11 protein-coding genes are annotated in these 13,066 nt (G+C 40.5%); all 11 read right to left on the bottom strand.

All coding sequences use genetic code 11. The annotated features are described in order from the left end of the window. Positions 1-48 precede the first annotated feature (48 nt). Positions 49-1,062: a hypothetical protein gene (locus RGB74_RS06120; RefSeq protein WP_310762106.1), complete on the bottom strand. Its 1,014-nt coding sequence runs from the start codon at positions 1,060-1,062 to the stop codon at positions 49-51. Between the two features lie 132 nt (positions 1,063-1,194). Next, positions 1,195-2,178, bottom strand: coding sequence for a threonine ammonia-lyase (gene ilvA / locus RGB74_RS06115; RefSeq protein WP_310762105.1), 984 nt, complete (start codon positions 2,176-2,178; stop codon positions 1,195-1,197). Positions 2,179-2,193: 15 nt separating this feature from the next. Continuing rightward, positions 2,194-2,787: a 3-isopropylmalate dehydratase small subunit gene (gene leuD / locus RGB74_RS06110; protein ID WP_310762104.1), complete on the bottom strand. Its 594-nt coding sequence runs from the start codon at positions 2,785-2,787 to the stop codon at positions 2,194-2,196. Further along, the gene (gene leuC, locus RGB74_RS06105) at positions 2,774-4,192 is read right to left on the bottom strand and encodes a 3-isopropylmalate dehydratase large subunit (protein WP_310762103.1); all 1,419 of its coding nucleotides are present in this window, start codon (positions 4,190-4,192) and stop codon (positions 2,774-2,776) included. Before leuC ends, leuD begins: the two co-directional genes overlap by 14 nt. An 8-nt stretch (positions 4,193-4,200) precedes the next feature. Continuing rightward, complete coding sequence (leuB, locus tag RGB74_RS06100) at positions 4,201-5,301, bottom strand: 3-isopropylmalate dehydrogenase (RefSeq protein WP_310762102.1); 1,101 nt, start codon at positions 5,299-5,301, stop codon at positions 4,201-4,203. A 19-nt stretch (positions 5,302-5,320) separates the two neighbouring features. Further along, positions 5,321-6,862: a 2-isopropylmalate synthase gene (locus RGB74_RS06095; RefSeq protein ID WP_310762101.1), complete on the bottom strand. Its 1,542-nt coding sequence runs from the start codon at positions 6,860-6,862 to the stop codon at positions 5,321-5,323. Beyond that, positions 6,849-7,874 (bottom strand): ketol-acid reductoisomerase, encoded by a 1,026-nt coding sequence (gene ilvC / locus RGB74_RS06090; protein ID WP_310762100.1) that lies wholly within the window; start codon positions 7,872-7,874, stop codon positions 6,849-6,851. Before ilvC ends, RGB74_RS06095 begins: the two co-directional genes overlap by 14 nt. A gap of 14 nt (positions 7,875-7,888) precedes the next feature. Then, positions 7,889-8,407, bottom strand: a complete 519-nt coding sequence (ilvN, locus tag RGB74_RS06085) for an acetolactate synthase small subunit (protein WP_310762098.1) — start codon at positions 8,405-8,407, stop codon at positions 7,889-7,891. Beyond that, entirely contained in the window at positions 8,404-10,122 is a 1,719-nt protein-coding gene (gene ilvB, locus RGB74_RS06080; RefSeq protein WP_310762097.1) for a biosynthetic-type acetolactate synthase large subunit, read from the bottom strand. The genes ilvN and ilvB overlap by 4 nt, the downstream gene beginning before the upstream one ends. A gap of 348 nt (positions 10,123-10,470) precedes the next feature. Next, positions 10,471-12,138 (bottom strand): dihydroxy-acid dehydratase, encoded by a 1,668-nt coding sequence (gene ilvD / locus RGB74_RS06075; protein ID WP_310762096.1) that lies wholly within the window; start codon positions 12,136-12,138, stop codon positions 10,471-10,473. 24 nt (positions 12,139-12,162) lie between these two features. Continuing rightward, positions 12,163-13,065, bottom strand: coding sequence for a branched-chain-amino-acid transaminase (gene ilvE / locus RGB74_RS06070; protein ID WP_310762095.1), 903 nt, complete (start codon positions 13,063-13,065; stop codon positions 12,163-12,165). Position 13,066: the final 1 nt, after the last annotated feature.

The following is a 13,066-nucleotide window of genomic DNA, read 5'->3' as shown; positions in this document are numbered from 1 at the left end:
ATAGCATAGACATTGTGTATTTCAACAAGTTACATCACTTTCTAACAATCACTGTAAATAAATGCGTTCTAACTCAATAAGAAGGTTTACTGCTTTTTGCAGATCTGGGTCTTGCAAGTCATAATCATCATCCATCCCGCATAGGTCAGATGCTGCTATAATCGCAGCCTCAGTCCAAAGCACTTTATTTTCCGGCTGGGGTAAAAATGGATAAATTGACAAAGTGTAATCTTTCCAAACAGCCAGTGCGATATCTAGTAAAGAAGGATTATCCTGCTCTAATTCATCTTGAATGAGCTTTTTTACTTCTATATAAAAAGGCGCTTCATTCCATTCGTCCAGTTCAGAAATTACAACATCTTCAACTTGACCATGTTTTTCGAGACGAACCGTTTTATCAATATGGTTTTCTTTTAAATATTGAAGAATTAAACTTTTTACAGCAGGGTGCTTCGTTTCATCAATTAAAAAGGATTCAAATAACGGAACAGTCAGCTCCATACCCAGCTTTTTCAACTGCTGAACTGCCATCCATTGTAAATCAGCCCGGTCACTTGAAAGCATTTCTTTTAATGAAGAAAAGTTTGGATTTTCATAAGAAATTTCCTCTTTAGGATAATTTTTAACTTCTGGTACACCCTCTTGCTCAATTACTTTTCTGCTGAACTGCAGAAGCTGAAAAAATGTTTCTGCCCGATCAGCAGGTATTTTCTGTTCTTCCAATACTGCTTCTATTACCGAAACGACTGTTATGTATTCAGATAACTGCACAAGGATACTTAAATAGATTTGCAGAACATCGTAGTATTCGCCTATACCTTCTTTAAGCATTCTGTCACACCGTATTTTTGCTTCCTTTAATCTGCCAAGTTCCACTAGACTCAAAACAAGTCCAAGGTTCCCTTGAGAATGCATGGGTTCAGAGTGAAGCAATTGTTCAAAACAAGACAAAGCTTCTTCAAACTGTTTGTTTTTTAGTGAATCCATACCTTTTTCAAGCAGCCGACCCGATAGATTTGGAAACCGAATGATATTGTTTTTGTTTTCTTTTTCGTTAGTCATCACAACGCTCCGTTTCCCTATTCCGTTTGAATAAAGAATATCAGTTTAAACATAGGAACACAAGAAACCTCGAAAGGCACAAAAAAAGCTCATAGAAGAACTTTAAATCTCTTCTATAAGCCTCTAGAATCCTTAGCTAATCCGTTTCATGACATTTAATTTATCGGCCATTTCTTTATAAAATGACCATTTTTGCGGATCAACATTCCCTCCGCTAATAATAAGCCCAACAGATTGATCAACAGCTAAATTACGATGGAATAATACGGCTGCCAAACTTGCTGCACCAGCACCTTCTACAACCATTTTTTCACGTTCTAGCATAAACATCATTGCAAAAGCAATTTGTTCTTCAGTAACGGTAACCATTTCATCTACATATTTTGAGATGATCGGTACTGTGAGTTCACCTGGTTTAACAACTGCTATTCCATCAGCGATAGTGGAACATCTCGTTAATGCCGTTTTCGAATTCCCCGTAAAACCTTGTACAACAGCACTTGCATTGGCGGATTGAACACCTACAACACGTATATCCGGCCGTATCATTTTAACCGCTAGGGAAATTCCTGCTAAAAGCCCGCCGCCGCCAACAGGAACAACTATTGTTTGGAGGTCGGGATTTTGCTGCAGCATCTCCAAAGCAACGGTACTTTGTCCAGCAATTACATCAGGGTCATCGAACGCATGAACAAAAACTCCGCCGTTTCTTTGTTCTTCTTTTCTTGCCGCTTCATATGCAGCCTGATAGTTCTCACCTTCTAAAACAACTTCCGCTCCATAAGATTTAACTGCTTCAATCTTTGGCATGGGTGCACTTTTCGGCATGAATATTTTTGATTTTATACCACTTAAACTGCAAGATAGAGCTAATCCTTGGGCATGATTTCCTGCTGAAGCAGCTATCACATCTTTTTTTGCTTCGATCATATTCAGGTTCGACACTTTATAATAAGCTCCCCTTAATTTAAACGAACCTGTTTTCTGAAGGTTTTCAAGCTTCATAAAAACTTTCCCGCCCGTCCATTTGTTCAAAGTTGATGATTGTTTAAAGGGAGTTCGATGGGCAATCTTTGAAACCGTCTCCATCGCATCGAATAATTTTTCGTGTGTCATTAGTAAATTCCCAAGTTACATCACTTCCCCTCTGTTTTCATATATTTTAATTTTTTCTTCATGCTGAAGAGTTACAGATATTTCATCCCAGCCATTAACCAGCATCGTTTTCCAGTAAGGGTCAAAGTCAAAATGGAACACTTCTCCTTCTTCATTTAAGATTAGCTGTTGTTCGAGACTTACCTTCAAATCATTGATTACCGCTTTCGAATTTTGAGAGTACAACTTCTCAATTTCTTCCCGTGTTAAACGGATTGGCAATATTCCATTTTTTACACAGTTGTTAAAAAATATGTCGGCAAAGCTTTCTGCTATGATAATTTGAAATCCATAATCTTTTAAAGACCAAGGTGCATGCTCCCTCGATGAACCACATCCGAAATTTTTACCTGTAATTAAAATAGAGGCATTCTTTGTTTCTGATTTATTCAATTCAAAGGATGGCTCATCACTTCCATCCTCTTGATATCGCCAATCAAAGAACAAGAATTCCCCATAACCCTCTTTATCAATTTTTTTTAGAAATTGTTTGGGGATGATCTGGTCAGTGTCCACATGGTCTCTTGGAAGTGTTGCTGCTTTTCCGGCAAATGATTTAAATCCCGGCATAATGATTTACCTCCGTTTTTTTTGTAAGCATGAAAGACCGAACATCTGTAAATCTACCTTCAACTGCAGCGGCGGCTGCCATTACAGGGCTTACTAGGTGTGTTCTGGCACCTTTTCCTTGTCTGCCTGCAAAATTACGATTAGATGTAGACGCGCATCTTTCTCCTTCTGGCACAATATCATCGTTCATTCCGAGACACATTGAGCATCCTGAATCACGCCATTCAAATCCAGCTTCAAGGAAAATCCGGTCTATTCCTAATTGTTCAGCTTCGCGTTTCACTTTTTGCGATCCAGGTACAACGATCGCCCTGACTCCTGGATGCACCTTTTCAGCTAACACAACTTTAGATGCTTCAACTAGGTCACTAATCCTTGAATTCGTACAAGATCCTATAAAAACGTGCTGTACTTGAATATCTTTAATATTTTCATTACCTTCGAAGCCCATATAGTCCAAAGCATTTTGCAGTGATTCTTCTGCAGCTGGAACCTGACCGCTGATAGGCAAGCACATTGATGGTGTAGTTCCCCAAGTAACCATCGGCTCAATGTCAGAAGCGTTGATTTCAATCGTTTTGTCAAACGACGCACTATTGTCAGATGTTAACTCTTTCCATACTGCACATTGTGATTCAAATTCATGATCCTTAGGGGCATAAAGTTTTCCTTTTATATAGTTAAAAGTAGTTTCATCAGGTGCAATGACAGATGCTTTTGCACCTGCCTCAATGGACATGTTGCAAAGTGTCATCCTTTCCTCCATCGAGAAGGAACGAACCGTGCTTCCGGAAAATTCAATAATATGACCTGTTCCTACATTAGTTCCATACTTGCCGATAAACCACAAGATTACATCTTTTGCTGTTACCCCAAATCCAAGCTCACCTTCGATTCTTACATTCATTTGTTTCGGTTTATTTTGCCAAAGAGATTGAGTTGCTAAAACATGTTCCACTTCGCTTGTGCCGATGCCAAATGATAGTGCTCCAAATGCACCATGAGTTGAAGTGTGGCTATCTCCGCATACAATTGTCTTTCCCGGATGTGTAAGGCCAAGTTCAGGACCAATAACATGGACAATCCCTTGATGTTCTGACCCAAGACCTTCCAATCTAATCCCAAACTCTTTGCAATTTCTTTCCAGCGTCTCAACTTGCAGCCTAGACGTATCATCTTTAATGTTAAAACGGTCTACAGTCGGAATGTTGTGATCCATAGTTGCAAAACAAAGATCCGGTCTTCTTACTGGTCGTTTCTTTTCCTTTAATCCAGCAAATGCCTGCGGCGAAGTTACTTCGTGTATCAAATGTAAATCGATATATAAGAGGTCAGGCTTATTTTCCTCACTAACTACTGAGTGCTTTTCCCATATTTTATCTATAATTGTTTTTCCCATCTTCATCCTCCCTCTTATACATACACCTCAAGAAGTGTCGCCCTTGTGGAATCTTCAACCATTCGTAAATGAATTTGATTTACCATTTCTTTTGTAGAAGTCAGATAACCAGTGCCGCTGTAAATATCCTTTGTTCGATATCCCGCCTGAAGCGTTTCATAAACTGCTTTTTCAACAGCTTCTGCTTCCTTTTCAAGCTGAAAAGAATGGCGCAGCATCATTGCCGTACTTAAGATCATGCCCACAGGGTTTGCTACTCCTTTGCCTGCAATATCAGGAGCAGAGCCATGAATAGGTTCATAAAGACCAGGTCCGTTTTCACTGAGAGAGGCAGAAGGCATCACTCCAAGGGAACCTGGAATAACAGCTGCTTCATCAGATAAAATATCACCAAACATATTTTCCGTCACGATGACGTCGAATTTAGACGGCTCACTGATCAAACGCATTGCAGCAAAATCTACGAGCATGTGTTCAACCTGAACATTCGGGTATTTTTTAGCTGCTGAGTCCACGATTTCTCTCCACATTTTACTCGTCTCGAGTACATTTGCTTTATCTACAGATGTTACTTTTCCTTTTCTTACACTTGCTAGTTCAAACGCCTTTTCAACAATTCTTTCTACCTCTTCACTAGAATAAAAGAGAGTATCTGTCGCATTCTTTCCTTCTTTATCTCTCATTTTCGGCTGAGAAAAGTAAATACCGCCAGTCAGCTCTCGTACAAAGATAAAATCTGCGCCTTTCACTCTGTTAGATTTAAGAGGAGACAAGTTTTCAAGACCCGGAAAGACTTGAACTGGCCGTAGATTAGCAAATACATTTAATTCTTTTCGCAATCGTAACAATCCGTGTTCTGGTCTGACATCATTTCCGTCCCACCGAGGACCACCAACTGCACCAAGAAGTACTGCATCACTTTGTTTACAAGCTAAAAGAGTATCTTCTGGTAATGGAGAACCTGAATGATCGATTGCTGAGCCTCCGAACGCTTTTACAGTAGTATGAAATTCATGGCCAAAACGTGTAGCAACACCATCCAGTATCTCTAAGGCACCCTTCATCACTTCAGGACCAATTCCATCCCCGGGCAAAACCGTTATCTTCTTTTCCATCTAACATCCCTCCCGAATTTTAAATGCTTACTCTTTCATAACTCACCTTTTCTGAGTGAAGCTGCAGTTTGTTAAATGCATGGACATACGCCTTTGCAGAAGCTTCTAATACATCTTGAGCCGTTCCGCTACCATTGATTTCATTTCCATCACATACAATTTGTACGAAAACTTGAGCTAAAGCATCCCTTCCGGCACCCACTGATTGAATTCGATAATCGATTAACTTTAATGATGAAGGCAGCATTTTGCCTAACGTGTTATAAATGGCTTCGACACTGCCTGAACCGGTTGCCGCATCCTGAATCAATTTTCCTTCTGGAGTTAAAAGTCTTAATGTCGCTGTTGGTATCTGATTCGTCCCATAGTTTACTTGTATATCTTTCAAATGATACAGCGGTACTTCAGGCTGGATACGGTGATCTATTAATAATGCAAAAATATCTTCTTCTGTCATTTCCTTCTTTCGATCAGCGAGCTTCTTAAATTCTTCAAATAGATTATTCACTTTACTTTCTTCTGGATGAAAGCCTAATTTAGATAAATAGTCTCTAAATGCATGCCGGCCTGAATGTTTTCCCAACACTAGCTGATTTGACGGAACACCGACAAGTTCAGGAGTAATAATTTCATACGTTGATTTTTCTTTCAGTACACCATCCTGATGTATGCCAGACTCATGAGCGAATGCGTTTTTTCCTACTACTGCTTTATTTGGAGGAACAGCGATACCTGTTAACCTGCTCACAAGCTGACTCGTGCGGCTTATTTCATTTAACTTTAAATTGGTTTTGGCTTGATAAAAATCTTCGCGAATCGCAAGAGCCACTGCAATTTCTTCTAAAGAAGCATTTCCAGCTCTTTCTCCGATACCATTAATTGTGCATTCTACTTGGTCAGCGCCATTTTCAATTGCTGAGAGGGAATTGGCAACCGCCATCCCTAAGTCATCATGACAGTGAGCTGAAAGAATCGCACGATCAATATTTGGCACATTTTCTCGTAAATACGTGAATATTTTTCCGTATTCTTCTGGATTAATAAAACCTACAGTATCTGGAATATTAATTACTTTTGCTCCAGCATCGATTACTTTTTCAACAATCCGAGTCAAAAATAACAAATCAGACCGGCAAGCATCTTCAGCCGACCACTGTACAACAGGAAATTTCTTTCTCGCGTATTGAACCGACTGAACTGCAGCCTCGACTACTTGATCAGGTGTTTTTTTCAATTTATAAGTCATATGAATAGGCGATGTAGCAATAAAGACATGCAATCGCGGTTCAGCTGAATCTTTAAGTGCTTCCCAAGCTGCATCAATATCCGATTTGTTAGATCTAGCCAATGCTGTAACAGAGGAGCTTTTTACAATGGAAGCCACTTTTTTCACAGCATCTAAGTCACCTTTTGATGCTGCCGGAAACCCAGCCTCCATTACATCTACACCAAGCTTCTCAAGACGTTTAGCAATCTCGATTTTTTCTTCCGTATTCAAATTCACACCAGCAGTTTGTTCACCGTCTCTTAAAGTTGTATCTAGGATGTCAACGGTTCGCACTAACGACCGCCTCCTTTTTTTGTTTTGCTTTTACAAAAGGCATCATTTCCCGGAGTTCTCTTCCTACTTTTTCAATCGGATGGTTTTTCTCATTTTGATTAACTACTTGGAATACAGGTCGATTTGCTTGGTTTTCTAAAATCCAGTTTTTAGCAAACTCGCCGTTTTGAACTTCTTTTAATACTTCTTTCATGGACTCTTTCACAGCTCCATTGATAACACGCGGACCTGATTGGAAATCACCCCATTGTGCAGTATCGGAAATCGAATGTCTCATTCCTTCTAATCCACCTTCATACATGAGATCCACGATGAGTTTCAATTCATGCAAACATTCAAAGTAAGCTACTTCCGGCTGATAACCCGCTTCTGTTAAAGTTTCAAATCCGGCTTTCACTAGGGATGTTAATCCTCCACACAGTACAGCCTGTTCACCAAACAAGTCCGTTTCGGTTTCTTCTTGAAAGCTTGTTTCTAACACCCCGGCTCTTGCTGCACCAATTCCTTCTGCATAAGCAAGTGCTGTTTCTCTAGCCGTGCCAGTCGCATCTTGATAAACTGCAAAAAGTGCCGGAACTCCTTCACCTGCTTCATAGGTTCTTCTCACGAGATGACCAGGACCTTTTGGAGCAACTAAGAATACATCTACATTTTCAGGCGGCACCACTTGATGATAATGGACATTGAATCCATGAGCGAAAACTAGTGCATTTCCTGAGGTTAACTCTGGTAAAATTTCATTCTTATAAACTTCTGGCTGCCTTTCATCCGGAAGCAAGACCATTACAACATCTGCAATCCGAACAGCTTCAGAAACCGAATATACGTCAAAACCATCCTGTACCGCTTGATCAAATGACTTGCCTTCACGAATACCGATTACAACATCATAACCTGAGTCTTTTAAATTCAAAGCATGAGCGTGCCCTTGGGATCCATAGCCAACAACCGCAATTTTCTTGTTTTGTAAAACCTCTTTTGAAATTTCGTTTTCGTAATATACTTTAGCCATTTGTCATTTCTCCTTTACATAATAGAATAGGGGTGTAATTCAAGTACTTTCTTCTGTGTACCTCTCGGAATAGCAGTGATTCCTGTTCGTGAGATTTCTTTAATTCCATAAGGACGAAGCAATTCAATTAAAGCATTTACTTTTTCACTGTCGCCTGTAACTTCAAGCGTCACATTCTCTAGAGAGACGTCCAGCACAGTTGCTCTAAACGGCTCGATCAGCATTTTAATTTCGCTGCGGGTCTCTGGAGTTGTTAATACTTTAATAAGAGCTAGCTCTCTAGAAACAAGCGCCATATTTGTTAAATCACGTACTTTTAAAATATTGATCTGTTTATGAAGCTGCTTAACCAGCTGTTCTGCTTTTCTGTCATCTTCCACCCAAACCGTGAGTGTAACTTTTGAAATGGATGGATCTTCCGTGTGGCCGACCGTAATATCTTCAATGTTAAACTGACGCTTAGTTAACAGTCCTGTCAGTCTGTTTAATACTCCGCTTTCATTCATAACTGTTGCAGAAATGATGCGTTTCATCCTCTCACTCCAATCATTTCGTGAAGACCTTTACCAGGAGCTATCATCGGATAGACATTCTCATCTGCAGATACCACACAATCCAAAACGAATGGCTTTTTAGAACTAAGTGCAGCCATTACAGCTGTTCTTAAATCACCTTCATTTTCTACACGCTGTCCATCGATGCCATATGCTGAAGCTAGTTTAATAAAATCCGGCTGAATATCGAGTAATGATTGTGAGTACCTTTTCTCGTAAAAGATTTCTTGCCACTGGCGGACCATTCCAAGTGATTTATTATTCACAATAACCACTATGACAGGCAATTCCCAATCTTGAAGAACACCTAACTCCTGAAGAGTCATTTGGAATCCACCGTCTCCTACGATCGCAATCACAGGAAGATCAGGCCGGCCGATTTTTGCCCCAATCGCTGCCGGAAAGCCAAAACCCATTGTCCCTAAACCACCAGATGTAATCCATCTGTTTGAAGATGAGAATTTATAATATTGAGCTGCCCACATTTGATGCTGACCGACATCAGTAGATACAATCGCATTTCCTTCTGTAATTTCGTGTAAAATTTCCATCACGTGCTGAGGCTTTAGCTCACTTTCATTCTTTTTATAAGTGAGAGGAAACTCAGTTTTATATTTTGTTAACGTATATAGCCAATCCTTAGCACCCAAATTGGCTCCAGCAATTTGGTTTAAGGCTAACAAGGTCTCTTTCGCACAACCTACAATCGGGATTTCAGCTGGTACGTTTTTTCCAATTTCAGCGGGATCTACATCAATGTGCGCTACGACGGCATACTTTGCAAAATGATCTAAATTTCCTGTAAGCCGATCATCAAACCTTGCTCCAATCCCAATTAAGAGGTCGCTTTCATAAAGAGCCATGTTTGCTGCATATGTGCCATGCATCCCGCCCATTCCCAGTGATAAAGAATGTTCCGCCGGAAAGCCTCCTAACCCAAGCAGCGTCTGAACAACTGGAATGCCATAATGCTGTGCAAACTTAAATAATTCGTCTTCAGCTTTAGCGGCAAGGACACCTGCACCTGCAAGGATGACAGGTTTTTCCGATTGCTGTAAGGCTTCATTTAAACGTTTAACTTGTAAAATATTCGGTTTTACAGTCGGCTGATAACCGGGTAATCGAATTTCAGATGGAGCCTTTTGCTCGGCTGCCTTAACCGCAATGTCTTTTGGAATATCAATTAATACCGGACCTTTTCTGCCAGAAGTCGCTATATGAAAAGCTTCTTGTATAATACGAGGCAAATCTTCAGCTTTCTGCACTTGGTAATTATGTTTTGTAATCGGCATCGTAATTCCTACTATATCTGCTTCTTGAAAAGCATCTGTTCCAATCACTTGTGTGGCGACCTGACCCGTAAAAATCACAAGGGGAATTGAATCAATCATGCTGTCAGCGATACCTGTAACTAAATTCGTGGCTCCTGGCCCTGATGTTGCAAGCACAACCCCCGGCTTTCCCGTAACTCTGGCATAACCTTGAGCAGCATGTATAGCACCTTGTTCATGTCGAGTTAAAACATGCTTCATATCCGCTTTGTACAATGCATCATATATCGGTAGAACTGCTCCCCCGGGGTATCCAAAGATTACTTCCACTTGTTCTTTCTGCAAGCCATGAATAAATAGTTCAGCACCAGAAACTAATGACGTTTCCAACGTTTTTTTCTCAGCCACCCAGCTGGCCTTCATCTTCATTCCTCCTCCACCTAAAAATATTTTTATTAAAATAAAAAAACTTCTCCACCCAAATGGGCAGGCTTCTGCCTGACCAAAGGGGTGAAAAAGTTCATTTTCACGGTACCACCCTTCTTCACGGGAACTCATCTATCAAAATTCGAGCAACCGCCTCGTGACGGACAATGCCGTCATTGATAACAAGCAGTAAAATGGTATCAGCTGCTTGGCTCTTCCTACTGATTATTCGTTCAAAAGAGCACTCAGGAGGGATGTCCTGGTATTTGGAATAACCGGCTCACAGCAACCCGGCTCTCTGTGTACTCCATACTACCAATGTTCTCCGTCATCGTTTTATCTATATTAAACTTTTAAAATCCCACCAGTATTTGCTGATGTAACTAACGCTGCATACCTTGCTAAATAACCTTTTTTAATCTTAGGTTCTGGCTGAACCCAATTTTTCTTTCTTTCTTCCATTTCTTCTGCAGTTAAAAGCACTTGTATGGTTCTCTTTTCTAAATCAATAAAAATGGCGTCTCCATTATCAACCATCGCGATCGGTCCGCCCTGGGCTGCTTCTGGAGAGATATGACCAATAGAAATCCCTCTGGAAGCCCCTGAAAAACGGCCGTCAGTAACGAGTGCCACTTTTGTACTTAAACCTCTTCCTGCAATAGCTGATGTTGGAGTTAACATTTCCGGCATTCCAGGTCCGCCTTTTGGTCCTTCATATCGAATGACAACTACATGACCTTCCCTAACTTCACCATTATTAATGCCTTGAATCGCTTCATCCTGTGATTCGTAACAAATAGCTTCTCCATTGAATGTTTTAATGGATGGATCAACCGCACCTACTTTGATTACACAGCCATCAGGAGCTATATTTCCATATAAAATGGATAAACCTCCTACAGGAGAATACGCATTTTCTTTTCTCCTGATTACATCATCATCTTCTATTTCACTATGCTGTACACGTTCTTCAAGAGTCTGACCGGAAATGGTTATTCGGTCGTTATGGATAGCCCCATCAATTTTACAAAGCTCATTGATTATGGCGCTAACGCCTCCAGCCCGATGGACATCCTGCATGGAGTAATCGGAAGCAGGACTTATTTTGGATAAATAAGGGATTCTTTTAGCGATTTCGTTAACTTCTGAAAGTTCATAATCAATTTCAGCTTCATTAGCTATGGCAAGCATGTGAAGGACTGTATTAGTCGACCCTCCCATTGCCATGTCTAAAGCAAATGCATCGTCGATTGCTTCTTTTGTAATAATATCTCTTGGACGAATATCATCTTTGATGAGCTGCATGAGATGATTGGCCGCTTCTCGATTTAAATTTTTCCGTTCTTCTGAGGTTGCGACTATCGTACCATTTCCAGGCAATGTTATACCCAGCATTTCCATAATGGAGTTCATGCTATTTGCTGTAAACATTCCTGAACAAGATCCGCATGTTGGGCAGGCACTTGTTTCGAGTTCGAGCAGTTCTTCTCTAGACATTTTTCCTGCTAGATGAGAACCGACTCCTTCAAAAACAGAAACGAGTGAAAGGTTTTTTCCATCTTGTGATTTTCCTGCTTCCATGGGACCTCCAGATACAAATACAGCTGGTACGTTCGTGCGGACAGCTGCCATCAGCATTCCGGGGGTAATCTTGTCACAGTTCGGTATATAGAAGACTCCATCAAACCAATGTGCGTTGATGACGGTTTCCGCAGCATCAGCGATCACTTCTCTGCTCGGAAGTGAATACCTCATCCCTATATGACCCATTGCAATCCCGTCATCTACACCAATCGTATTAAATTCAAATGGTATTCCGCCTGCTTCTCGAATGGCTTCTTTAACCATCTCGCCTACTTTATTTAAATGCATATGCCCCGGAATAATATCAACATAAGAATTACATACACCAATAAACGGTTTATCCATATCCTCTGGTGCAACACCCGCTGCATGAAGAAGACTTCTGTGCGGAGCTCTATCGATCCCTTGTTTGATCATATTACTGCGCATGTTTATAACACTCCTATATCTGCTTTATCCCGCTTGTACGGTTTGTTCTGAAAATACTTTTACACCATCTTCAGAGACTTTTTTTCTAAATGCTTTCAAAAGCTGTCCAGTATGTTCTCCAGGTGCTCCATTTCCAATAACTCTTCCATCAACTTTTACAACAGCAATAACTTCAGCTGCTGTACCTGTAAGAAAAACCTCATCCGCAACGTACACATCATGTCTTGTAAATGGCTCTTCAACCATCTTGTATCCAAGGTCATTTGCGATTTCGATAATCGCGTTTCTTGTAATGCCTTCTAATGCACCAAGATAACCTGGCGGTGTTTTAATGCAATTGCCTTTAATAATAAATACGTTGTCAGCGGAACCTTCCGCAACATAACCTTGATCATTCAGCATTAACGCTTCACTCACACCTGCTAAATTCGCTTCGATTTTCACCAAGATGTTATTTAAGTAATTAAGTGATTTCACTTTAGGACTTAATACATCGGGACGATTTCTTCGACTGGCGACTGTGATGATCTCAAGTCCAGTTTCATAAAGCTTTTTAGGGAAAAGAGCCAGCGCCTCTGTTATGACGATTACTCCCGGCTTTCCACAGGTAAATGGATCCAAACCTAAATTTCCTTTTCCTCTTGAAACGACTAGTCGAATATAAGCATCACGATATTTATTCTTTTGGAGCGTTTCGACAATGATGTTCGTTAACTCTTCTTTAGTGTGTGGAATTTTCAGCATAATGGATTGAGCTGATTCGTATAATCGCTGAAGATGTTCTTCGAGTCTGTAAACATTTCCGTTATAAACCCGAATACCTTCAAACACCCCATCTCCATATAAAAAACCGTGGTCATAGACCGAAACTTTTGCGTCGTCTTTTAATACGTGCTCACCATTTACATAAACCCATTGCTCCTGCATC

The organism is Bacillus sp. NEB1478 (genome assembly GCF_031582965.1).
In the GTDB taxonomy this organism is placed as follows: Bacteria; Bacillota; Bacilli; order Bacillales; family Fictibacillaceae; genus Fictibacillus.
The sequence above is the reverse complement of the archived record's forward strand: the minus strand, read 5'-3'. Positions and strand labels throughout refer to the sequence as shown.